The organism is Stenotrophomonas sp. KH_052, assembly GCF_057838755.1.
This window is the reverse complement of the sequence record NZ_CM174475.1, coordinates 2386840-2408975: the sequence shown is the minus strand read 5'-3', so window position 1 is coordinate 2408975 and position 22136 is coordinate 2386840. Positions and strand designations below refer to the sequence as shown.

Below are 22136 nucleotides of genomic sequence, written 5' to 3'. Positions count from 1 at the left end.
CGCCATGCTCGAACGCCTCATTGGGCTGTCCATCCGCCATCGCTGGCTGACGCTGGTGCTCACCGCTGCGCTGGTTGCGCTGGGCGTGTGGAGCTACCGTCACCTTTCCATTGACGCCACACCCGACATCACCAACGTCCAGGTCCAGATCAACACCCAGGCCCCGGGGTATTCGCCGCTGGAGGCCGAACAACGGGTCACCTTTGCCATTGAAACGGCCATGGCCGGCTTGCCCAAGCTGGACTACAGCCGCTCGCTGTCGCGTTACGGGCTCTCACAGGTCACCGTGGTGTTCAAGGACGGCACCGACCTGTACTTTGCCCGCCAACAGGTCGCCGAGCGCCTGCAGCAGATCGCCTCCCAGCTGCCCGACGGATTGGACCCGGAAATGGGGCCGATCTCCACCGGGCTGGGCGAGATCTTCATGTACACCGTGGAGGCCGAGCCCAACGCTCGCAAGCCCGACGGCACCCCGTACACCGCCACGGACCTGCGCACCCTGCAGGACTGGGTGATCCGGCCGCAGCTGCGCACCACGCCTGGCGTTACCGAGGTCAACACCATCGGCGGCTTTGAGCGGCAGATCCACATCACCCCGGATCCAGCCCAGTTGGTGGCCTTGGGGTTTACGTTGAATGACGTGGTCGCTGCTGTCATGCGCAACAACCAGAACATTGGCGCCGGCTACATCGAGCGCAATGGACAGCAGTTCCTGGTGCGCGTGCCCGGCCAGCTGGCCAATCTGGAGGCGATCGGCAACATCGTGCTGGACCGCCGCGATGGCGTGCCCATCCGGGTGCGCGATGTGGCCAGCGTCGGCGAAGGCAAGGAGCTGCGTACCGGCGCGGCCACCCAGAATGGCCACGAGGTCGTGGTCGGTACCGCCTTCATGTTGTTCGGCGCCAACAGCCGGGAAGTCTCCCAGGCGGCCGCGGCCAAGCTGGACGCCGCCAACGCCAGCTTGCCCCCGGGCGTGCATGCCAAGGCCGTCTATGACCGCACCGCGCTGGTGGACCGCACCATCGCCACGGTATCCAAGAACCTGATCGAGGGCGCGCTGCTGGTGGTGGTGGTGCTGTTCCTGCTGCTGGGCAATGTGCGCGCCTCGTTGATCACTGCGGCGGTGATTCCGCTGGCGATGCTGTTCACCATCATCGGCATGGTGCGTGGCGGCGTATCGGGCAACTTGATGAGCCTGGGTGCGCTGGACTTCGGCCTGATCGTGGACGGGGCGGTGATCATCATCGAGAACTGCCTGCGCCGGTTCGGGGAGGCGCAGCACGCGCTGGGCCGCCAGCTCAACGATGAAGAGCGCTTTGACCTGACCGCCTCGGCCACCGCCGAGGTGATCCGTCCCAGCCTGTTTGGCCTGGGCATCATCGCCGCGGTCTACCTGCCGATCTTCGCGCTCTCAGGGGTGGAAGGGAAAATGTTCCACCCGATGGCGATCACGGTGGTGCTGGCCCTGACCGGTGCCATGGTGTTGTCGCTGACCTTCGTGCCGGCGGCGATTGCCACCTTCCTGCGCGGCCGCGTCGCCGAACACGACAACTGGCTGATGCGCTGGTCGCGCGCCCGCTATACGCCGCTGCTGGATTGGGCACTGCGGAGCCGGGTCGTGGTGCTGACAGGCGCGGCCGTGCTGGTGGTGGGCTGTGGCGTGCTGGCCACCCGCCTGGGTTCGGAATTCGTGCCGAGCCTGGATGAAGGCGACATCACCTTGCAACCCATGCGTATTCCCGGCACCAGCCTGGAGCAGTCGGTGGCCATGCAGGAGACGCTGGAGAAGCGCCTGGCCCAGTTCCCGGAGGTGGCCAATATCTTTTCCAAGATCGGCACCGCCGAGGTGGCCACCGACCCTATGCCGCCGTCGATGGCCGACACCTTCCTGATGCTCAAGCCCCGCGACCAGTGGCCCGACCCGCGCAAGCCCAAGGCCGAGCTGGTGGAAGAGCTGGAGGCGGCGGCCAAGGAAATCCCCGGTAGCAACTACGAGTTCACCCAGCCCATCCAGATGCGCACCAACGAGTTGATCTCCGGCGTCCGCTCGGACGTGGCCGTCAAGGTCTATGGCGACAACCTGGACCAGCTGACGCGCCTGGCCAGTCGGGTCGAGCGGGTCATGCGCAGCGTCCCCGGCGCCGAAGACGTCAAGGCCGAGCAGGTCTCCGGCCTGCCGCTGCTGACCATCACGCCAGATCCGGCGGCATTGGCACGGTATGGCCTGAACCCGGGCGATGTGCAGGAAACGGTGGCCACCGCCATTGGGGGCAGTGTTGCCGGCCAGTTGATCGAGGGCGACCGCCGCTTCGACCTGGTCGTGCGCCTGCCCGAAGCGCAGCGCCAAGACCCCGCTGTGCTGGCAGATCTGCCCATTCCGCTGCCGGCAAGCACCAGTGTCGATGAGTCCAGCCGTCTGGCCGCCGGCGCCAATGGCGGGCCTCGTACGGTGCCGCTGCGGGAAGTGGCGAAGATCCAGGTGGAGCGTGGGCCCAATCAAATCAATCGCGAGAACGGCAAGCGGCGCGTGGTGATCACCGCCAACGTGCGCGAGCGCGATCTGGGTGGGTTCGTCGGCGAGCTGCGCACGCGCATCGGCCAAGATGTGACGCTTCCGGAGGGCTACTGGATCGACTACGGTGGCACCTTCGAGCAGCTGATCTCGGCCAGCCAACGTTTGGCCGTCGTCGTCCCGGTGACGCTGGCACTGATCTTTGCCTTGCTGTTCCTGGCCTTCGGGTCGGCCAAAGATGCGGCGATCGTGTTCAGTGGCGTACCGTTGGCACTGACTGGCGGGGTGATCGCGCTGGCGTTACGGGGGATTCCGCTGTCGATTTCCGCCGGCGTGGGCTTCATCGCGCTCTCGGGCGTGGCCGTGCTCAACGGCCTGGTCATGATCGCCTTCATTCGTAAGCTGCGCGAACAAGGTGATCCCTTGATCGAAGCAATCATCGACGGTGCGCTGGGACGCTTGCGCCCCGTCCTGATGACCGCACTGGTAGCTTCACTTGGGTTCTTGCCCATGGCCCTGAACGTCGGTGCGGGCTCGGAAGTTCAGCGCCCGCTGGCCACTGTGGTGATCGGCGGCATCGTTTCCTCGACCCTGCTGACGCTGCTGGTGTTGCCGGCGTTGTACCGATGGTGGCACCGGGACGCGGATACCAAAGTGCAGCCCTAAAACACCTGATAGGCCACAAAGACATTCGAGAGGCGGCCTAAGCCGCCTCTCGAAGCGTGCATCACTGCTGCTGCACGATCTTGGTAATGGTCGCGTCCATGGCCTTGGCTTGAAATTCGAATTGGACCTTTTGTCCCACCTGCACCGAGGCGATCTGTTCTGGCGTTGCTTTAAATCCCATCGTCATAGCCGGCCAAGCTAGTGCTTCTACGGGGCCATGGGCGATGGTGATCTTGCCTGTGTCAGCGGCAATGGATTCAACCGTCCCCGTCGCGGAAGCGATCTTGGCCGGCTGCGCCATATCGCCCGATGTAGATTTCACCGCATCGGCCATCTGCGCGTGTTCACTAGCGGGCATCGCCATATCGGCGGCGGCCGCGTCCTTGGCGGTAGCCGTGTCGCTACTGGGCGCTTGCGAGCAGGCCGCCAGCAGCAGCGCGGTCAGGGTGGGAACGATAAGTGTCAGTTTCATAGGGATCTCCTCGGGTTGAAGGTTGATTGGACTGCGGATCAGTACGGCAGCAGTGCAGTCGGTCTGCCGCCGCAACTTCAAAATGAGCGGATTGAACGCGCCTCACGTCGCGACGTCCGGCGGCGGTGCCGCGCGTGAAGTTCGGGACAAGGCGCGACCCTGCAGCAGGCGGAACGCGGCCGGAATCACCAGCATGGACAGCAGCGGCGCGGTGACCATGCCGCCGATCATCGGCGCGGCGATGCGCTGCATCACTTCCGAACCGGCACCGCTGCCAATGAACAACGGAAACAAGCCCGCTAGAATCACGGCGACCGTCATTGCCTTGGGCCGCACGCGCAGCACCGCGCCTTCGCGGATTGCCGCTTCCAGTGTGGCGACCGTGGCCGGCTCGCCTGCGGCCAGCCGATGCTCCCAAGCCTGCCGCAGGTACAGCAGCATGATCACGCCGAACTCGGCGGCGACGCCGCCCAGCGCGATGAAGCCGATCATCGTTGCGATCGACACGGCATGCCCAAGAATCCAGATCAGCCACAGCCCGCCGACCAATGCCAGCGGCAGGCTGAGCAGGATGATGGCGACCTCGCCGAAGCGGCGGAACACCAACCAGAGCACCAGGAAAATGATCGCCAGCGCCGCCGGCACGACCCACTGCAATCGCGCCACGGCGCGTTGCAGGTATTCGTATTGGCCAGACCAGGCGAGGCCGTAGCCCGGCGGAAGTTGCACTTGCTTACCGACGGCCTGCTGCAGGTCGGCGACTACAGAGCCCAGATCGCGGCCGGCGACATCGACATAGACGTAGCCGACCAGGCGGCCGTTATCGCTTTTGAGCATGGGCGGACCGGGGCTGAGCGACACGTCGGCCACCTGTCCCAACGTCAATTGCACGCCACCCGGTGCAACCAATGGCAGTTGCACCAGCGCATCCAACGAGTCGCGCTCAACGCGTGGGTAACGCAGGACGATCGGATAGCGCTCGCGGCCTTCGATGGTCTCGCCAATGGGGTCGCCGCCAACGATGGTAGCGATCAGCCGTTGTAGTTCGGCCTGACTCAAGCCATAGCGCGCTGCCGCGTCCGGCCGGATGCGAACATCAACATAGCGCCCACCGGTGACGCGCTCGGCCAACGCCGAGCTCACGCCGGGGACGGTCTTGGCCACGCGTTCCACCTGGGCACTGAGCCGCTCGATGACGTCGATATCTGGCCCCGATACCTTGACGCCGATCGGGCTCTTGATGCCAGTGGCGAGCATGTCGATGCGGTTGCGGATCGGTGGCACCCACAGATTGGTCAGGCCCGGCACTTTCACCGCCGCGTCAAGTTCGGCGCGCAGTCTTTCTGGCGTCATGCCCGGCCGCCACTGATCGCGCGGCTTGAACGTCACCGTGGTCTCGAACATCTCGATCGGCGCTGAGTCAGTGGCGGTGTCGGCACGGCCCGCCTTGCCGAACACATGCGCGACCTCGGGCACGGTCTTGATCATCCGGTCGGAGAGCTGCAGCAGCTGGCGCGCCTTGTCCGCCGATAGTCCTGGCAGTGCCGTTGGCATGTACAGCAGCGTGCCTTCCTCCAGCGGCGGCATGAACTCGCTGCCGACGCGGGCGTACGGAATCAGCGTCAGCACCAGAAGGGCACCGCTCAAGCCCAAAGTCAGGCGCGGATGTAGCAGCACCCAATCCAGCACCGGCCGGTAGCCGGCGATCAGCACGCGGTTGATCGGGTTCTGGGCTTCAGGGCGAATGCGGCCGCGGATCAGGTAACCCATCAGCACCGGAATCAGCGTCACCGACAAGCCGGCCGCGGCTGCCATCGCATAGGTCTTGGTGTAGGCCAGCGGCGCGAACAAGCGGCCTTCCTGCGCCTGCAACGCGAACACTGGAACGAACGACAGCGTGATCACCAGCAGGCTGGCGAACAGTGCCGGACCGACCTCGGACGCGGCTTGCGCCATCAGTTGCCAGCGGGCATCCCCCTCCGGCTCGCGGCCGTGCTCTCCCCGCCAGTGCTCCAGATGCTTGTGCGCGTTCTCAATCATCACCACGGCCGCATCCACCATCGCGCCAATAGCGATGGCAATGCCACCCAACGACAGCAGATTGGCGGTGATGCCCTGCTGGTGCATGACGATGAAGGCAGCCAACACGCCCAGCGGCAACGTAATCACTGCCACCAGCGCCGAACGCAGATGCCACAGGAACAGTGCGCACACCAGCGCGACGACCAGGAACTCCTCGCCGAGCTTATGGGTGAGGTTGCGTACCGCCTCATGGATCAGCTCGGAGCGGTCGTAGACCGGCACGATCTCTACGCCCTTCGGCAAGCTGGCCTGCAATTGCTTCAATCGCGCCTTGACGTTCTCAATGGCGGTCAGCGCGTCCTTGCCGGTGCGCAGTACGACCACCCCGCCGGCGACTTCACCGTCGCCGTCCAACTCGGCGATGCCACGGCGGAAGGTCGGCCCACGGGTGATGGTCGCCACATCGCCCAGCAGCACCGGCACGCCGTCCGCAGCGCTCGTGATCGGCACCTGCTCGAACGCGGCCTGACTGCGCAGGTAGCCCTCGCTGCGCACCATCAGCTCGGCTTCGCCTTGTTCGATGACCGAACCGCCGGTGGCGCCGTTGGCAGCGCCTACCGCTTCGATCAGCTGCGCCACGGTCAAACCACGAGCGGCCAGCGCCTGCGGGTCCGGTACGATCTGCCAGGCGCGCACGGCGCCGCCGACACTGGCAACCTCGGCCACATCGGGGATGGTCTTGAGCTCGTAGCGCAGGAACCAGTCCTGCAATGCCCGCAGTTGGCCGAGATCGTGTTGGCCGGTGCGGTCGACCAACGCGTATTGGTAGATCCAACCCAAGCCGGTCGCGTCCGGCCCCAGCGCCGGGCTCACGCCTTGCGGCAGTCGATCACGCACCTGGCTGAGGTATTCCAGTACCCGCGAACGCGCCCAGTACAGATCGGTAGCATCGTCGAACAGGATATAGACGAAAGAATCACCGAAGAACGAAAACCCGCGTACGGCCTTGACCCCCGGCACCGACAACATGGTCGTCGCCAACGGATAGGTGACCTGGTCTTCGACGATGCGCGGCGTCTGGCCAGGCCATTGCGTGCGGATGATTACCTGCGTGTCGGACAGGTCGGGCAGCGCATCCAATGGCGTTTGCCGCACCGACCACACGCCAGCGATGGCGAGCAGTGCAGCCGCCATCAGCACCAGCACGCGGTTGGCGATGCTAGCGTGGATCAGGCGGGCGATCACGGTTGCACCTCCGAATCGACCGGCTTCACGTCGTGGACGGTGCAATCGGGATCCGCGCCCGGCACGAACTTCGGCACCAACTGCATGTCCATGAAAGGCGACTTGCCGGGCTGGTCGAGGTGCTTATCCGGGACCATCGGGTCGTACCAGTACTGCACCGAGCACGATCGTGACTTGGGTGCCGCCGAGGCCTGATCAATCCGGTGGGGGGCTGGCATTACCGCGGGCACGTCGCCCAAGCGCTCCAGCGCGCCCGATAGGCTGGCTTCCGAATCGATCAGGAACTGGCCGGACACGACGACACGTTCGCCACCCGAGAGTCCCGCGAGGATCTCGGTGCGGCCCTCACCGCTGCGTCCGGTGCGCACGCGCACGGGGCGGAAGCTGCCGTCGGCATCCTGTACGATCATCCGGCTGTCGGCGCCGGTGGCGATCAGTGCTTCGGTCGGTACCAGCGGCATCGCCGCGCCGGCCTGCGGTTGCAGCGTGACCTCGGCGAACATGCCGGGGGCGAGCACGCCGTCTGGATTGCGCAACACGATGCGTGCCTGCTGTGTGCGGCTGGCGACATCGACCTGTGGTAACAGCGCTTCGACTTCGCCGACGAAGGTCTGACCCGGCACAGCGCCAACCAGCGCTTCGACCGGCGTGCCGGGACGCAATTGTGCCGTGCTTGCCTGCGGAATCGCCGCTTCCAGCCATAGCGTGGTGGTGCCGTTGAGGCGGAACAGTGGCGTGCCGGGCATGACCGTCTGGCCTTCGCGCGCCAACACTTCGGTGACGATGCCATCGCTGGGCGCACTTAACGCCACGCTACCGTCGCGGCCCATGCCACCGGGCACGCCGAGCACGCGCAGGCGTTGTTGCGCGGCCCATTGCAACTCCCGCGCCGAGGATGATTGCGCCTGCCGCAAGGCCTGTGCTTCTGCCAGCGCGCTGCTCCAGCTCGGCGCCAGCAGCGTGGCGAGCGGCTGGCCGCGGCGCACTTGCGTGTACGGGGCCTTGACCTGCATCCGGGCGATGAGGCCCTCGACACGGGCGCTGACCACCGACTCCTGGCGCAGATCCCAGGCCAATGTGCCGGGGACACGTATGCTCTGGGCCAGTCGACCCATCTCGACTACCACTGTGCGGATGCCCACATTCTGTTGCAACCCCGCATCGATGCGTACGCCACCGCCGCCGACGCCGATTTCATCGGCGTACTTCGGCACCAGTTGCATGTCCATGAAAGGTGACTTGCCGGGTTTGTCGAAGTGCTGATCCGGCACCATCGGGTCATACCAGTACAGTGCCTGCCGCTCGGCGGTCGTGGTTGGTGCAGTAGCCTTTGCCATCTCGTGATCAGCGCTGCGCTGCGCCCACCAGTAACCACCACCCAGGCCCACGGCCAGCAGTGCGAGGGCGGTAATCGCCATCGATATACGAGTCATCGTGCGCGTCATGGTGCGGTCTCCTTTTCGGGCAGCAGGTAGGCCAAGGCTGCCCAGGCGCGACCGAGTTCGCCCAGGTGACGGGCATGTTCGATGTGCAGTTCGATCTCATCGCGGCGTGCCTCCAGCCAAGGCTGCAAGTCGCCGCCGCCGGCGTAGAGGGCCAGCGCCGTCTTCGCCCTGTCACGGGCCAGCGGAAGGGTTTCGGTTTCCTTGCGCATCACTTGGCTCTGCAGACCCTGCCATTCGGCCAAGGTCCGCCGCACGGTTTCGGTCTGGGCACGACGGGCGTCTTCGCGTTCGGCCGCTACCGCGTCCAACTCGGCGCGACGGGCGGCGACGCCGCGATCTTGTCGGTTGCGTGCAAACAGCGGCAGGTCGACGGCGACCTCGACCATTAGCATGTCGCTGCGGGACATACCTTCTGGCGTGCGATCGCGCTGACCGTAGCTCACGCCGAGGCTCCAGTCCGGGCGTTTTTCAGCAATCGCCGCGTCGACTTCCGATTCGGCCAGGGCTTCGCGTGAGCGCCACGGCAGCAACGGTCCTTGACGGTCGATCGAGGTCAGTAGCGCGGCCGGGGCGACAGGCAGAGTCGCTAGCTCTGGCGGTACGCCCTCGGTTTGGATATCCGCCGGGTCCATGCCCAGCCAGCGCGCCAGACTGGCGCGAGCCGCTTCTTGCGCTGCCTCGGCGGCATCGATTCGGTTCTCCAGTTCGAGCGCCGCCGCTTGCGTAGCCAACGTATCGGTCACAGTTGTGGTGCCGCTCGCTAACCGTGCCTTGGCAGTGCGGACGGCGACAGTGGCCGGCTCTCGCAGAGTCTGCAGCGCGGCGACTTCGCGTTGCGCCGCCCACAGGGCGATCCAGGCCGTGGCGGCCTCTCGCTGTACGACCGATGCCTCGGCCGTTGATAGTGCTTGGGCCTGTTCGATGCCGCGATCAGCCACGGCCTGGCGCGCTTGACGCTTGGCACGGGCGGGGAATTCCTGCATCACACCGATCTGCTTCATGGTCATGTCATCGGCGCGAAAGTCGAACGCGTCGGCGCCCGTGACGGGCCAGTTGGCAAGGCCGAGGGTCAGCTTCGGATCGGGCAAGGCGGCCGCGCGCACCGCTTCTTCGCGGGCGGCGAGGGTTTGCGATCGACGCGCAGCGAGTATCGGCGCTCGCTCTGTGGCCAGTCGCACAGCATCGTCAAGGGACAGTCCGGGGGGAGCGGACCAAGCAGGGGTGGCAATCAGACCGAGGACCAGCACCAAGGCGGCCCAACGGCGTTGCCTGCACCAACGGTACAGGGGATAAAGGGCGAACATGAGACCTCCGAACACGCAACGACGAACATGCCGCCAGGAACGGCAGCGCGAGGACGGGTTGGGGTCGGGGTTTAGATCTGCAGGCTACAGAAGCGCTGCGACGGCGGTGGATCGGACCGGCAGGTAGGAACGTCTTTGTAGTACTGGGCTTCGGCGGGCGGCAACAAGGCCGCGCTCAAAGCGAAGTTCAGCGGCGGCAAGGCCAGTGAAGGTACCTGTAGGGCCTTGATGTCTTGGCTAGTGACGTGGTCACGCAGACAATGCTGGTCGCATAGCGCCGGCGCCTGCGGATCGGGCATCTCCATTCCTTCGCAGCCCGCCATGATCGTCCGGGGTTCCGGCGGCGCCTCGTTGATCGGGCACGCATACGCTGCTAGCGCGACCTGTTGGAACAACAATGCCAATAATGCCAGCCAAGCGAAGCGCAGCCGCAGTGACCGAGTCCGGAACTGGCGTAATTTCATCGGCGTTTCCCGCAGCACAACACTGTGCCATGGCGAACGAGCGCCATGGTCGGGATTCGCGCGAAACGGGCCAAGGACGAGGACATCGCTAAGAAGTGTACTGCGGACGAGTCCATTTGGAAGCGCGACGAATTCAGAAAGTTCCCGAGATCCAGCGGTTTCGTACTGGTCAAGGGCTGGCAGAAGGCGCCTGCGGGCTATCAGGCGGGATAATTCAATATTATCCCGTGTAAATTTATAGCCGAAGTTATGACCACTTCCGTACTTTATTGTTATGTAATTACGTGGTATGTAATACATTACGAAATAGTCGGAGAGGGCGATGGCACGCGGCGGCTTGTACAAGAGCGACATCCAGAAGGCCCGCGATACGCTGCGGGCGCAGGGCAAGCACCCGTCAGTGGACGCGGTGCGGGTGGCGCTGGGCAACACCGGCTCCAAGACCACCATTCACCGCTACCTGAAGGAACTGGAAGAAGAGGAAGGGCAAGGCCTGGGCGCCAAGGTTGCGGTCAGCGAAGCCCTGCAGGATCTAGTAGGCCGGCTCGCCGGGCGCCTGCACGAGGAGGCTGAGATCGTCGTCACCGAAGCACAGCAGCGCTTCGCGGCCCAGCTACAGGAGCGTACGGGCGCATTGGAGCAGGCTCAGCAGAAAACAGCCGCACTCGGCGATCAGTTGCAGCGGACCGAGACGATCCTGCAGGAAGAGCGCGCCGCCCATGCGTCGACCCAGCAGACCTTGGCCGATCGGGTGACCGAGGTGGCCCGACTCAATGAGCGCATCGCCGGCCTGACCGCCCGCCTGGGCGAGCACGAGGCCCATGCGAAGTCGCTGGAAGAAAAGCATGCCCACGCCCGCGACGCACTGGAGCACTACCGAACCTCGGTGAAGGAGCAGCGCGAACAGGAACAGCGGCGCCACGAGCACCAGGTGCAAGAACTGCAGGTCGCGCTGCGCCAGGCTAACGAGGCCCTGACGGCCAAGAACCACGAATTGCTCCAGCTCAACCGCGACAACAGCCAATGGCTGGAGCGCCACGGGCGCCTGGAGCGGGAGCTGACCGAAGTCCGCCGCGGCATCGAGGTCCAGCAAAAGGAACTGGACGCCTTGCGGCTGATGGCCGCAGAGCATCAGGCATTGCAGGGGCGGTGGGCCGAAGACGCACAGGCTCTGGAGAGGGCGCGGGCCGAGTTGGCCAGTGTTCGTGCCGAAGCGGCCAAGGAGCGGGAACGCCGCGAGCAGGCCGAGATCGAGGCCTTGCGTGCCGGCGTACGACTGGAAACACTGGAACAACTACTGGTGCAGCTGAAACCCGATCAGGCCGCTGCCGACACCGCGTCAGGCGAAAAGGGGCGGGGTCGTGGATAGCCTCGACAAGGTACCATTTTTTTCCGACATCCTCATGATTCATAAGAGGAAATCTGATTCTATGGGGCATTTTTACACGTATCTCGGCTGAATCCCTGGAAGGTCTAGCCCGCGATCAGGGCGCATCCGATAGTCGCGCCGCGGGGTTGTTCACCGCGCCGCCTTGCTGGAAGTACCCAATCACACTGGCTACCGAGAGGTGATCGGTCATCGCCATCAGGGCGGGCAGGGCCACGCCCTGGCGCGCCCCTTCGGTGATGAAGCCCGAGCGCAGGCTGTGCCCGCCAAAGTCTCCCTCCAGGCCGGCCAGCGCGGCACGGCGCTGGATGACCAGGGCGATGGCGCGATCACTCAACGCCGGGCCGACCCGGTTACCCCACACCCGGCGAAACAGCGCCCCTTCGGCGAGCTTGGCGGCGTCCAGCCATGCCTGCAACGCGGTCGCGGCCGCGCCCAGTAGCGGCTTGTCCGGACTGCCGCCGGCCTTGGGCCCGTCCTGCAGGGTCTTGCCCTGGTCCAGGTGGTAGACAAAGCCGCCCTCGGGCAGCGCACGCAGATGGGCCAGGGTCGCGGCCGCCACCTCGCTGCGACGGCGACCGCCCGTAGCAAAGCCGAAGTAGAGCAGGGCACGATCGCGCACTCCGGCCAGGTCGGGGCCGCAGGTGGCCAGCAGCGCGTGCAGCTCCACCCGGGTGATCGCAACCTTCTTGCGTGGGCGCTCGCCACGCTTGTGCGCGGTCCGGCGGGCGCTGGCCAGCAGCTGGCGCACCTCGGCGCTGTCGATGGGGTTGGCCAGTTGCTGCAGCTGATGGACCTTGCTCAGCACCGAGACGCGGTGGGTGAGGGTGGCCAAGCGCCACGGGCCGGGGCGGCTCTTCAACCTGGCCGCCACCAGCGCCTGGTCCAACGCGGCCGGCAACTCCCAGCGCACGCCCTCGGCGGTGTCGCGGGCCACGTGGTCGACGATGAACTGCACCACCGTTGCCGTCGGCACCGGCAGCCGCAGCGACTGGCCGTAGCGGCCCTGGTACCAGCCGGCCCAGTAGCGCAGGGCGGTGCGGTAGCTACGGGTGGTATTGGCGCTGCGCGCCGCCGCCAGGATCTGATCGGCGGCGGTGGCGGCCTGCGCCGACAGCCGGGCCGGCTCGGGCAGGGCGAGCGTCCGATCAACGGTCGTAGAAGTGATGTTTTTCATATGTACTATGTATTCCTCGCTACACAGTAGCTTCGCTACTTCCGATAATTCTACATTATCGGAAGTGCAGCGCCTGCCGCCGTAAGTTTGAACCCAGGAGACCCGCATGGCCCGTGGCCTGACCGAGTTGGATGTGCATAACGCCGCCGATGACCTCGTCGCCGGCGGGGAGCGGCCCACCGTGGAGCGCATTCGTGCCCACCTGGGGACCGGCTCCCCCAATACCGTGACCCGTCACTTGGAGACCTGGTGGGCCAGCGTCGGCGCACGCCTGCGCCAGCGCGCCCAGGAACAGGGCCGCCCGGACGTGCCGGCGGCGGTGGACGCGTTGGCGCAACGCTGCTGGGCCGCCGCGCTGGAGGCCGCCGCCGAACACGCGCAGGCCGTGGTGGCCGGCGAACGCGCCAATCTGCAGGCGGCGCAGGCCGCCCTGGCCAGCCAGCAGGACGTGCTGGCTCAAGAGCGCAGCCAGGCGCTGGAGCAACTGTCCCAGGCCCAGCACCAGGCCCGCACAGCCGAGGCCAGCGCAGCCGCCCTGCGCGAGCAGCTGCAACAGCTGCACAACCAGCGCGACGACCTGCTCCGGCAACGCGACGGCGCGTATAGGCGTAACGAACACCTGGAAGGTCAACTGGCCGCGCTGCGCACCGAGCTGGCGCAGAAAGCCGACCAGCACAGCGCCGAGCGCGATGAGCTGCTGGCGCACCTGCGCGCCACCGAGGACCGCGCCGTGGCCGAGGTGGACCGGGCGCGCCAGGCCCTGCAGCAGCTTCAGCACAGCGTCACCACACAAGCCCGCCAGCAACAGCGTGAGCTCAGCGAGCTGAGCTCGGCCCGTCAGCAGGCCGAACAGGCCAGCGCCCAGGCGCTGCGCGAGCGCGACATCCAGCGCGCACTGGCCAGCGCCTATGCCAGCCAGCTTGAGCGCCTGGGCGATCTGCCCGAGCAGGTGCGCGCTGCACTGACCCCGCCGGCAGCGCCGGTGCCAACCAAACCCAAACCGCTCCGCAAGGCGCGCCCGCGGTAGGCCGATGACCGCTGCGAGCAGCCCCTCCCGCGCGATCACCCGCCGGCGGGGCAGGGCAGCGCTCCCGCCGCCACTCCACTGGCCCAACAGACCCACCAGGCACCCGATCAATGATGAGCAATGCCCAGTTGAACCGGATCCCCAGCATCGAACTACAGCTGTTCAAGTGGATCTCGCTGGTCGATGCCGCCGAGATCCCCGACTGTGTAGAGCTCAAGCGCGCCGGCACCCGGATCTGGATCAAGCACGCACGACAGCCGTTGGCCGGGTTGGGGGATGCGGTTCCGGTACTGACCCTGAGCAATATCCAGCTCAACCCCCGCCTCAAAGGCCGCGGTTGGCTGACCGAATTCATTGAGCTGTGCGATACCTTGATTCCGTGGCCGGCGCTGTTCGTGGAGCGCGTACAGAATCCCCGGCTGCCCGCCTTCCTCAGACGCAAAGGGTTTATCGAACTGCAGCACGCCAATTTCTATCGTCCATCCAAGGCCTGGCGGGCGTGCCATGACTGGTCGGCTGACCACGCCCTGGCTGCACAGCAACACGCCGACCGGGCACACGTACGGCCGCTGTGGGACGACCCCGATGCCATCGCCCAATTCATTGCACAACGAAAGGAGACACACCGATGACAACCACCATCTCCCGACGCGCGCACGCAGCCGACATGACCATGCTCGCGCTCTTCATCGCGCTGTTTCCGATCATGTCAACGCTGCATGCCCGGGTACCGAGTGAGCTGTATCACGTTCTGGCGGGCCTGCTGCTCGGCGGGATCGCCGCGCTCAGCCACGCCTTGCTACACGATGGCTTCGTGCGCTGGCGCTACGCCGGTGTGGCGGGCATTGAACGCTCCCGTTCGCTGCGGGTGCTGCTGCTGGGAATGGTGTACCCCGCGCTCGCGCTGGTCAGTGGCGTAATTGCACTGGTGGGCACCGCACCCAACGTCGGCCTGCACTACGCGATCGGCTTCTCCGCTGGCGGAGCGGTGATGGGCTGGCGCGCCAAGGCGGCGCTGGCTCACAAGCGAGCGCTGGGCCTTTAACGACGTCTAGCGGCGATCTGCTCTTTGCGTGCAATGCAGGACACCATCCACCACTGGGGGCCGCTGCAACCAGCGCGGTGCCACCTGGCGGCATTACTGCCTGGCCGGCACGCGACCGTACGTCACCGACGCCTGACCGGCATCCTCCCCAGGCCCTGACAGGGGTATTCCATGTCAACTTTCCACCCTGCTGACCCCGCTGACGGGCAACCGCGCCCGCAATCGCCGTTGTCTTTGCTCAGCGTCCCGTTTGAGCCGGGACTGCTGAGCGCGCCCGGCTGGGAGGACGGTCTGGCCAACCTGGACTGGACCGAAAACGACTGGGACCTCGCCCAGCGGATTGCCCAACGCGCCACCCAGGCCCAGCAGAGCGGCCAGGCCACCGCCTCAGCGCTTCTGCAGTTTGTCGCCAGGATCAGCTCAATGAGCCTGCAGGTCGGCGGCACCACCCTGTTCATGCCGCGCATCATCAGCCCCGAGGGATCCTCCGCCGGACTGGACCACATCAGCGCCAATGACCTGCAGGCGCTGACGGCGCTTGCGCGTCAGGCACCAACTGACTGGCTCACCGCACGGTGCGCCGACATCGCGCTGGCGACGAACCGGATCACGGGGCGGGACATCCAGCAATTGGCAGCGCTTGGGGCGCGCAGCTACCTCCGTCTGGCACAGCGTGCCGCGGCCAAGGAGATCACCCCGCAGGCGGTAGATCACCTGCGTAGAGCCCTGGATCTGGGCTGGCGCGGCCTGCGCAAGGATGATGCCTTCCAAAGCGAACTCTGGCTGACCTTCATGGTCATGTTCCAGTCGGTACTGGATGGCCCGATGAAGGGGTTGGCCAACCGTTTCGCCGACGAGCTACTCCGTCGCGCAGACGCAGAGCACACACAAGCGGCCGCCGCGTTGCTGGAGTCCACCGCCGCAGGGATGGACCCATCTGCGGACATCGACAGCGAGCTGACCCACCTGCTGTTCCAGCTGGCAAGCCGCCTGTGGCTGTCCCTCAACCTTGTCGAGCGCAGTCGCCAGGCCGGTCGGAAGGCAGGGGAATCACTGGTGGTACGCGCCGGCCGCGCCAGCTCGGCCATGGTCGCGTCGTACTGGATGGCCCAGGGCATTGCCGAGCTGCGGCAGAATCACGCGCCACGCGAGCGTATTCGCGAGCTCCAGCGCGACCTGGAGGACGTGCGCCTGCGCATCAACGACGAAATGGGGGAGGTGGCCATTCCAGTGGACACCCGTCCCATCCACGCCTGGGTGGACGAACACCTCGCAGCGACGGACTATCCAACCTCGCTGATGCGAATTGCGTTCAGCTTCACCGACTATTCGGACTTCACTACCGAAGTGGAACACGCCAAAGCACTCAAGGCAGACTACTTCAGCGCTTGGTTTGGCAGCACTGAGCTGGACGCCGACGGCGTACCGCTACGCTCGCACCCACCGTTTGATCCCACGGATCCCGCACACCTCGAAACGGCTGCGGTCGAAAATGTCTGCCAGACCCGCTACACCTTCTTGCTGGCACCATTCATTCTAACCAGCGTGCGAAAGCTCTCTGAGCGATTCAGCAGCTCCTTCAATGACGTTCTGTCCTTCGTGGGTAGAAGTCCGGGCGCTCCCGAGGGGCACCACAAGCAGATCGCACGGGGCTTGGTGGCAGGCCTGCAGCATGAGTGGGACACGACCGGGATCAACCTACTTCCCATGGTCGAGCCGATGGTTCGTGCTCAGCTGAAGGCGCACGGCATCAACACCTTGGTGCTCAACAAGGTGAAAGGCGAACAGGAGCGCTCGCTGTCAGAGCTATTGGAGCTTGATGACGAGGTCGGCATTCTTCCGCGCGGCCTGAACTTCGAGCTCAAGGCCCTGATGACGCACCGCGCAGGCTGCAATCTCCGCAACCGCTACGCTCACGGACTACTAAGCGATCAACAGCTTGGGACCTTCCCCATTGTCATCACGTGGTGGGTCGTACTCAGGATGGTGTTGGACCCTTACCGCTGAAGTGGGCAAGCAGCGGCGCGAAGGCGCTGTTGAGACGCCTCTCTCGCTAGATGTCCCTTGCTGTGCAATAGGCCGTTATCTGCCTGACGGCCTCGCGGGCGTACCGCGTGACCCCAATCAGCGTGGCAGAGGCCATGCCGTTCCAATCCCCGTATCCCAACAACCAGACCGAGGGCACCGCCACCGCTCGCAGGCCGCTGCCGTCGACCTCCACCTGGCCCTTCGGGGGTACCAGGTCCAAGCCCTTCAGGTGCGACAACGCCGGGCGGAAGCCAGTGCACCAGATTACCGCATCGAACACCCGCTCGGTGCCATCGGCCCATTGCATGCCGGTGTGGGAGAAGCGGGCCGGCGGTGGCACGGCGGCAAGCACCCCTCGCGCCCGTGCGTCGAGCACCGGCGGCACCATCACGATGTCGCCGAAACCGCCTGACGGCAGCTCGGGCTCCCTGCCTTCCTGTTGCGCCTTCCATCGCTCAGTGGCGCGTTCGAACAGCACGCGGCCATCGACGTCATCGGCCAGGAACGCCGGGTCGTGCTGGGTGATCCAGGTGGTTTCAGCCACCATCGATACTTCGGCCAGAATCTGCGCACCTGAATTGCCACCGCCCATGATGGCCACCCGCATTCCGGCAAACGGCGCAGCGATACTGTAGTGGGCAGAGTGCAGCTGGATCCCGGCAAAGGAGTCCAGCCCCTCGTACTCAGGGGTGTAGGGTTCTCCCCATGTTCCGGTGGCGCTGATCACCGCCCGCGCCAACCATTGCCGACCGTCGCTGGCCTCCACCCGCAGCCGTTCGCCGACGCGAGTGATTCGTTGCACGCGGATGGGGCGAATGATCGGCAGCGCATATTTCTTTTCGTACTGCGCCAGGTAGGCCAGCACCTCCGCACGCGCAGGGTAGGGGCCTTGGCTGGCGGGCATGGGCCATCCGGGAATGGAGCTCCAGCCCGCCGGGGAAAACAGATGCAGCGATTGCCAGGCATGCTGCCATGCGCCGCCGGGCGACGCTTGCGCATCGAGAATCACATAGGACAGCCCGCTGCGTCGCAGGAAATAGCCGGCCGAAAGACCCGACTGGCCACCTCCAATAACCACCACATCGACGCTGTCCATCGGTGCTCCCTCGCGCCGCCGCACTCAGGCGGCGCTCTTACGCTGCTGTTGATCGGAGATCTTGAGTGCATCCAGGTAGCGCTCCGCATCCAGTGCGGCCATGCAGCCGAACCCGGCCGAGGTGATGGCCTGGCGGTAGTGCTGGTCGGCCACGTCGCCGGCGGCGAACACGCCCTCCACCGAGGTCTGGGTGGCATTGCCGCCTAGGCCCGATCGGATGTCCAGGTAGCCGTTGTTCATGGTCAGCTGGCCCTCGAACAGGCTGGTGTTGGGGTGGTGGCCGATGGCCACGAAGAAGCCGTGGGCGTCGATGTCGCGGGTGCTGCCGTCCAGGGTGGACTTCACGCGCACGCCGGTGACGCCGGCCTCATTGCCCAGCACTTCATCCACCTGGTGGTGCCAAACGGTTTCGATCTTGCCTGCGGCGACCTTGGCGAACAGCTTGTCCTGCATGATCTTTTCCGCCTTCAGGCTGTCGCGGCGGTGGACCAGGTAGACCTTGCGGGCGATGTTGGACAGGTACAGCGCTTCTTCCACGGCGGTGTTGCCGCCGCCGACCACGACCACGTCGTGGTCACGATAGAAGAAGCCATCGCAGGTGGCGCAGGCCGACACGCCGCGGCCCTTGAAGGCCTCTTCGGTCGGAATGCCCAGGTACTTGGCGGTGGCGCCGGTGGCGATGATCAGCGCGTCGCAGGTGTATTCGGCGCTGTCGCCGATCAACTTGAACGGGCGCTGGGTCACATCGGCGGTGTGGATGTGGTCGAAGATCACTTCGGTCTCGAAGCGCTCGGCGTGGGCCTGCATGCGTGCCATCAAGTCCGGGCCCATCAGGCCGTGGGCGTCACCCGGCCAGTTGTCCACCTCGGTGGTGGTCATCAGCTGGCCGCCCTGCTGCAGGCCGGTGATCACCACCGGGTTCAGGTTGGCCCGGGCGGCGTAGACGGCTGCGGTCCAGCCGGCCGGGCCGGAACCGAGGATCAACAACGGGATGTGTCGGGTCGTGCTCATGATTCAATAACTCCGTGCGTCGGCAGGAAAGTAGCGCTTGCCCAGCCGCAGGGCGACGTGGACCAACAGGATCAGCACCGGCACCTCCACCAACGGACCGATGACCGCAGCGAAGGCGACCGGCGAGGCCAGACCAAAGGCGGCGATGGCGACGGCAATGGCCAGCTCGAAATTGTTACCTGCCGCAGTGAAGGCGATTGCGGTCGTGCGCGGGTAGTCCTTCGCAATGAACTTGCCCATGAAGAAGCTCAGCACGAACTGAATGATGAAATAGAGCGTCAGCGGGATCGCGATGCGCACTGCATCCATCGGGATGCGCAGCACATCTCCCCCCTTCAGGCTGAACATGGCAACGATCGTGAACAACAGCGCCGCTAGCGTGATCGGACTGATCGCCGGCAGGAACTTCTCTTCATACCAACGCACGCCCTTGCGCGCCTTGAGCCAGCGGCTGGTGAGGAACCCGGCGAGGAAGGGAATGCCCAGGTAGATCAACACCGCCTCGGCAATGGTCCAGAAGCTGACGTCAATTACGCTGCCCTGCAGCCCGAACACCGGCGGCAGCCACGACAGGAAGAACCAGGCATACACACTGAACAGCGCGATCTGGAAGATCGAGTTGAAGGCCACCAAGCCGGCCACATACTGCCCATCACCGCGGGCGAGCTGGTTCCAGACCAGCACCATGGCAATGCAGCGTGCCAGGCCAATCAGGATCAGGCCGGTCATGTATTCGGGGTAGTCGCGCAGGAACAGCACCGCCAAGCCGAACATCAGGAACGGACCGATGATCCAGTTCTGCACCAGCGAGAGCATCAGCACGCCCTTGTCGGCGAACACCTTGGGCAGCTCTTCGTACTTCACCTTGGCCAGCGGCGGATACATCATCAGGATCAGGCCAATGGCGATGGGGATGTTGGTTGATCCAATCGACAGGCTGTGGAGCGCGCTGGGCACGCCTTCGAACATCGCGCCCAAGCCGACGCCCAGGGCCATCGCCAGGAAAATCCAGAGCGTAAGGTACCGGTCCAGGAAGGACAGGCGGGGGGAATCAGCAGTCATGGCAGGTCTCGGAAAAGCGGTTAGTCGATCTGAGCGATCGGGTCGAGGCGGGCCTTCAGCGCCACGCGGTCGTCCCAGGCGCTGTCAGGAATCTCCAGGAACGCCTGCAGGCGTCGCTTGATGGTCTGATGGGCACGGTCAAAGGCTTCTGCCTTCTGCGCATCCGAACCTTCCACGCCGGCCGGGTCGAACAGGCCCCAATGCACGCGGACGAAGTCACCAAACACCACTGGGCATGCCTCGGCCGCCGCGCTGTCACACACGGTGACGATCAGGTCCATGGCAGCGGCATCGGCTTCGGCAAATTCGTCCCAAGACTTGCTGCGCATGCCCTCGACCGGGAAGCCTTCGCGCTCCAGCTGGGCAATGGCAAAGGGATTGACGCGACCGGCCGGCTGGCTGCCCGCACTGAAGGAGAGATAGCGGCCTTCGCCCCACTTTTTAAGGGTCGATTCGGCAAGTACGCTGCGGGCGGAGTTGCCAGTACACAGGAACAGAACACGACGGGTCATTTGAGCGATCTCTAAGAAGGGGGAGGTCAGCAGCCAGCAGGACGTTCGCAGGCTTGTTCATCGGCGCAGCAGTTTTCGGTCAGGTAGGCCACCAGCGCGCTCATCGCCTCGAATTCGGCCCGGTAGCAGATGGTGCGACCGCGCTGCTCGGCGGTGATCAGGCCAGCGGCCAGCAACTCCTTCAGATGGAAGGAGAGGGTGGCACCGGGAAGGGAGAGGGACTGGGCGATGTCGCCGGCCAGCTTGCCGCCACTTCCGGCCTGGACCAGCAGGCGGAAGATGGACAGCCGGGTGGCGTGACCCAGGGCGGCCAGGGCTTCGGTTGCGTTTTTATGTTCCATGATTCTAGAATAGTCGAATCAAATAGCCAGGACAACCCCCATGCAACACCTTCCCAATGTCGTCCCCGGTGCCTTGAACCCTCCGGTGGCCGAAAAGCTGAGCGAGCCGAATGTCGCGCCGCACCGTCCCCGCATCCTGATCTTGTACGGTTCCCTGCGCCCGCAGTCCTTCAGCCGCAAGCTGGCGTTGGAGGCGCAGCGGTTGCTGGAACATCTGGGCGCGGAGACCCGACTCTTTGATCCGCATGAGCTGCCGATGCTCGATTCGGTGCCCGCCTCCCACCCCAAGGTGCAGGAGCTGCGTCAGGCCTCCTTGTGGTCCGAAGGGCACGTATGGGTCAGCCCGGAACGGCATGGGACGCTGACTGCTGTGTTCAAGAACCAGATTGACTGGCTGCCATTGGAAGAGGGGAGCGTACGCCCGACCCAAGGTCGCACCCTGGCCGTGATGCAGGTCTGTGGCGGCTCCCAGTCCTTCAACGTGGTCAATGCGCTGCGCGTACTCGGCCGCTGGATGCGGATGGTCACGATTCCGAACCAGTCCTCGGTGGCCAAGGCCTGGCAGGAGTTCGATGACGAGGGGCGCATGAAACCGTCGGCCTACTACGATCGCGTCGTAGATGTGATGGAAGAACTGGTCAAGTTCACCCTGCTGGTGCGTGGTCGCAGTGACTACCTGGTTGATCGCTACAGCGAACGGAAGGGGGCTGTCGAAGCGGCCGGCCTGACCGCCGCGGCCGGCGTCATCGAGACCGCATTGAATGAAAAGGAGAACGCATGAACGCTGTCATCTATCACAACCCCGAGTGCGGAACCTCGCGAAACACATTGGCGTTGATACGCCACGCCGGCATTGAGCCGGAAGTGATCGAGTATCTGGTCGACCCGCCCAGCCGAGCGCGGCTTGTTGAGCTGATTGCCGCTGCTGGATTGGATGTTCGCGGTGCCATCCGCCAGAAGGGCACGCCATATCTGGAACTGGGGTTGGACGACCCCGCGTTGAGCGAAGACGCACTGCTGGATGCCATGCTGGCCAATCCTATTCTCATCAATCGGCCCTTCGTCCAGACCGCCATGGGCACGCACCTGTGCAGGCCCTCCGAGATGGTCCTCGACATCCTGCCAGCAGTGCACGAGCCGTTTACGAAGGAAGATGGCGAAGTGGTGATCGGCCAGGACGGAACGCGCCCAGTCAGCCGCAGAAGCTGCCCCGACTGATCGTTGCGCTGGAGGGGGCGTTAGTTCATTGGTTAATGACTGCTGAGAAGTTTTGGGCGTGACGACCTCCGCCGCTATAGTTGAGCTACAAGCACATCTAGG

19 protein-coding genes are annotated in these 22136 nt (G+C 65.1%); 8 read left to right on the top strand and 11 right to left on the bottom strand.

Translation table 11 applies throughout. From position 1 onward, the window contains the following. The first annotated feature begins 4 nt into the window (after nucleotides 1-4). Complete coding sequence (locus AC3ITW_RS11125) at nucleotides 5-3178, top strand: efflux RND transporter permease subunit (RefSeq protein ID WP_087922564.1); 3174 nt, start codon at nucleotides 5-7, stop codon at nucleotides 3176-3178. Nucleotides 3179-3239: 61 nt separating this feature from the next. On the opposite strand, the gene AC3ITW_RS11120 is transcribed toward AC3ITW_RS11125, so the two are convergent. From AC3ITW_RS11120 to AC3ITW_RS11100, 5 genes are all read right to left on the bottom strand, one after another. Then, nucleotides 3240-3650 carry a copper-binding protein gene (locus AC3ITW_RS11120; RefSeq protein WP_232462994.1) on the bottom strand — a complete coding sequence of 137 codons (411 nt, stop codon included), beginning with the start codon at nucleotides 3648-3650 and terminating at the stop codon, nucleotides 3240-3242. Between the two features lie 102 nt (nucleotides 3651-3752). Further along, nucleotides 3753-6917 carry an efflux RND transporter permease subunit gene (locus AC3ITW_RS11115; RefSeq protein WP_087922565.1) on the bottom strand — a complete coding sequence of 1055 codons (3165 nt, stop codon included), beginning with the start codon at nucleotides 6915-6917 and terminating at the stop codon, nucleotides 3753-3755. Beyond that, on the bottom strand, nucleotides 6914-8362 hold the full coding sequence (locus AC3ITW_RS11110; protein ID WP_087922566.1) for an efflux RND transporter periplasmic adaptor subunit: 1449 nt from the start codon (nucleotides 8360-8362) through the stop codon (nucleotides 6914-6916). Before AC3ITW_RS11110 ends, AC3ITW_RS11115 begins: the two co-directional genes overlap by 4 nt. Further along, the gene (locus tag AC3ITW_RS11105; RefSeq protein WP_087922567.1) at nucleotides 8359-9666 is read right to left on the bottom strand and encodes a TolC family protein; all 1308 of its coding nucleotides are present in this window, start codon (nucleotides 9664-9666) and stop codon (nucleotides 8359-8361) included. Before AC3ITW_RS11105 ends, AC3ITW_RS11110 begins: the two co-directional genes overlap by 4 nt. Nucleotides 9667-9737: 71 nt before the next feature. Continuing rightward, nucleotides 9738-10475: a hypothetical protein gene (locus AC3ITW_RS11100; protein ID WP_232462995.1), complete on the bottom strand. Its 738-nt coding sequence runs from the start codon at nucleotides 10473-10475 to the stop codon at nucleotides 9738-9740. On the opposite strand from AC3ITW_RS11100, the gene AC3ITW_RS11095 reads away from it, so the two are divergent. Further along, on the top strand, nucleotides 10453-11499 hold the full coding sequence (locus AC3ITW_RS11095; protein ID WP_100434631.1) for a DNA-binding protein: 1047 nt from the start codon (nucleotides 10453-10455) through the stop codon (nucleotides 11497-11499). The genes AC3ITW_RS11100 and AC3ITW_RS11095 overlap by 23 nt on opposite strands. A gap of 115 nt (nucleotides 11500-11614) precedes the next feature. Here AC3ITW_RS11095 and AC3ITW_RS11090 read toward each other — a convergent pair whose 3' ends face one another. After that, the gene (locus tag AC3ITW_RS11090) at nucleotides 11615-12694 is read right to left on the bottom strand and encodes a site-specific integrase (RefSeq protein ID WP_232462997.1); all 1080 of its coding nucleotides are present in this window, start codon (nucleotides 12692-12694) and stop codon (nucleotides 11615-11617) included. A gap of 106 nt (nucleotides 12695-12800) precedes the next feature. On the opposite strand from AC3ITW_RS11090, the gene AC3ITW_RS11085 reads away from it, so the two are divergent. The 4 genes from AC3ITW_RS11085 to AC3ITW_RS11070 all read left to right on the top strand — a co-directional run bounded on the left by AC3ITW_RS11085 (nucleotide 12801) and on the right by AC3ITW_RS11070 (nucleotide 16773). Then, nucleotides 12801-13721 (top strand): DNA-binding protein, encoded by a 921-nt coding sequence (locus AC3ITW_RS11085; protein ID WP_087922574.1) that lies wholly within the window; start codon nucleotides 12801-12803, stop codon nucleotides 13719-13721. A 113-nt stretch (nucleotides 13722-13834) separates the two neighbouring features. Further along, nucleotides 13835-14353, top strand: a complete 519-nt coding sequence (locus AC3ITW_RS11080; protein ID WP_232462996.1) for a hypothetical protein — start codon at nucleotides 13835-13837, stop codon at nucleotides 14351-14353. Continuing rightward, nucleotides 14350-14766, top strand: a complete 417-nt coding sequence (locus AC3ITW_RS11075; protein WP_087922572.1) for a hypothetical protein — start codon at nucleotides 14350-14352, stop codon at nucleotides 14764-14766. Before AC3ITW_RS11080 ends, AC3ITW_RS11075 begins: the two co-directional genes overlap by 4 nt. A gap of 171 nt (nucleotides 14767-14937) precedes the next feature. Then, a complete protein-coding gene (locus AC3ITW_RS11070; RefSeq protein WP_100434630.1) occupies nucleotides 14938-16773 on the top strand; it encodes a DUF7380 domain-containing protein in 1836 nt (611 codons plus the stop codon). 46 nt (nucleotides 16774-16819) lie between these two features. Here the strand turns inward: AC3ITW_RS11070 and AC3ITW_RS11065 are convergent, their stop codons facing one another. Genes AC3ITW_RS11065 through AC3ITW_RS11045 form a run of 5 tightly spaced genes read right to left on the bottom strand, consistent with a single transcriptional unit; the run spans nucleotide 16820 to nucleotide 20816 of the window. Further along, nucleotides 16820-17890, bottom strand: coding sequence for an ArsO family NAD(P)H-dependent flavin-containing monooxygenase (locus AC3ITW_RS11065; protein ID WP_100434629.1), 1071 nt, complete (start codon nucleotides 17888-17890; stop codon nucleotides 16820-16822). Between the two features lie 24 nt (nucleotides 17891-17914). Beyond that, on the bottom strand, nucleotides 17915-18901 hold the full coding sequence (gene trxB, locus AC3ITW_RS11060) for a thioredoxin-disulfide reductase (protein ID WP_087922544.1): 987 nt from the start codon (nucleotides 18899-18901) through the stop codon (nucleotides 17915-17917). A gap of 3 nt (nucleotides 18902-18904) precedes the next feature. Then, nucleotides 18905-19963 carry an ACR3 family arsenite efflux transporter gene (gene arsB / locus AC3ITW_RS11055; protein ID WP_087922543.1) on the bottom strand — a complete coding sequence of 353 codons (1059 nt, stop codon included), beginning with the start codon at nucleotides 19961-19963 and terminating at the stop codon, nucleotides 18905-18907. A 20-nt stretch (nucleotides 19964-19983) separates the two neighbouring features. Continuing rightward, nucleotides 19984-20475 carry an arsenate reductase ArsC gene (locus AC3ITW_RS11050; protein WP_087922542.1) on the bottom strand — a complete coding sequence of 164 codons (492 nt, stop codon included), beginning with the start codon at nucleotides 20473-20475 and terminating at the stop codon, nucleotides 19984-19986. A gap of 26 nt (nucleotides 20476-20501) precedes the next feature. Then, nucleotides 20502-20816: an ArsR/SmtB family transcription factor gene (locus AC3ITW_RS11045; RefSeq protein ID WP_087922541.1), complete on the bottom strand. Its 315-nt coding sequence runs from the start codon at nucleotides 20814-20816 to the stop codon at nucleotides 20502-20504. A gap of 40 nt (nucleotides 20817-20856) precedes the next feature. Here AC3ITW_RS11045 and arsH point away from each other — a divergent pair, with 40 nt between their 5' ends. Together arsH and arsC are read left to right on the top strand one after the other, a co-directional pair. Beyond that, nucleotides 20857-21597: an arsenical resistance protein ArsH gene (gene arsH / locus AC3ITW_RS11040; RefSeq protein ID WP_087922540.1), complete on the top strand. Its 741-nt coding sequence runs from the start codon at nucleotides 20857-20859 to the stop codon at nucleotides 21595-21597. Continuing rightward, a complete protein-coding gene (arsC, locus tag AC3ITW_RS11035; RefSeq protein WP_087922539.1) occupies nucleotides 21594-22034 on the top strand; it encodes an arsenate reductase (glutaredoxin) in 441 nt (146 codons plus the stop codon). The genes arsH and arsC overlap by 4 nt, the downstream gene beginning before the upstream one ends. Nucleotides 22035-22136 lie beyond the last annotated feature (102 nt).

Bases quoted from the DNA above. Each gene is read 5' to 3' on its own strand.
- AC3ITW_RS11085 (WP_087922574.1), top strand. From the start codon at position 12,801: ATGGCCCGTGGCCTGACCGAGTTGGATGTGCATAACGCCGCCGATGAC.
- AC3ITW_RS11105 (WP_087922567.1), bottom strand. From the start codon at position 9,666: ATGTTCGCCCTTTATCCCCTGTACCGTTGGTGCAGGCAACGCCGTTGG.
- AC3ITW_RS11090 (WP_232462997.1), bottom strand. From the start codon at position 12,694: ATGAAAAACATCACTTCTACGACCGTTGATCGGACGCTCGCCCTGCCC.
- arsC (WP_087922539.1), top strand. From the start codon at position 21,594: ATGAACGCTGTCATCTATCACAACCCCGAGTGCGGAACCTCGCGAAAC.
- AC3ITW_RS11120 (WP_232462994.1), bottom strand. From the start codon at position 3,650: ATGAAACTGACACTTATCGTTCCCACCCTGACCGCGCTGCTGCTGGCG.
- AC3ITW_RS11080 (WP_232462996.1), top strand. From the start codon at position 13,835: ATGAGCAATGCCCAGTTGAACCGGATCCCCAGCATCGAACTACAGCTG.
- arsB (WP_087922543.1), bottom strand. From the start codon at position 19,963: ATGACTGCTGATTCCCCCCGCCTGTCCTTCCTGGACCGGTACCTTACG.
- AC3ITW_RS11125 (WP_087922564.1), top strand. From the start codon at position 5: ATGCTCGAACGCCTCATTGGGCTGTCCATCCGCCATCGCTGGCTGACG.
- AC3ITW_RS11045 (WP_087922541.1), bottom strand. From the start codon at position 20,816: ATGGAACATAAAAACGCAACCGAAGCCCTGGCCGCCCTGGGTCACGCC.
- AC3ITW_RS11095 (WP_100434631.1), top strand. From the start codon at position 10,453: ATGGCACGCGGCGGCTTGTACAAGAGCGACATCCAGAAGGCCCGCGAT.
- AC3ITW_RS11065 (WP_100434629.1), bottom strand. From the start codon at position 17,890: ATGGACAGCGTCGATGTGGTGGTTATTGGAGGTGGCCAGTCGGGTCTT.
- arsH (WP_087922540.1), top strand. From the start codon at position 20,857: ATGCAACACCTTCCCAATGTCGTCCCCGGTGCCTTGAACCCTCCGGTG.
- AC3ITW_RS11070 (WP_100434630.1), top strand. From the start codon at position 14,938: ATGTCAACTTTCCACCCTGCTGACCCCGCTGACGGGCAACCGCGCCCG.
- AC3ITW_RS11075 (WP_087922572.1), top strand. From the start codon at position 14,350: ATGACAACCACCATCTCCCGACGCGCGCACGCAGCCGACATGACCATG.
- AC3ITW_RS11050 (WP_087922542.1), bottom strand. From the start codon at position 20,475: ATGACCCGTCGTGTTCTGTTCCTGTGTACTGGCAACTCCGCCCGCAGC.
- AC3ITW_RS11110 (WP_087922566.1), bottom strand. From the start codon at position 8,362: ATGACGCGCACGATGACTCGTATATCGATGGCGATTACCGCCCTCGCA.
- trxB (WP_087922544.1), bottom strand. From the start codon at position 18,901: ATGAGCACGACCCGACACATCCCGTTGTTGATCCTCGGTTCCGGCCCG.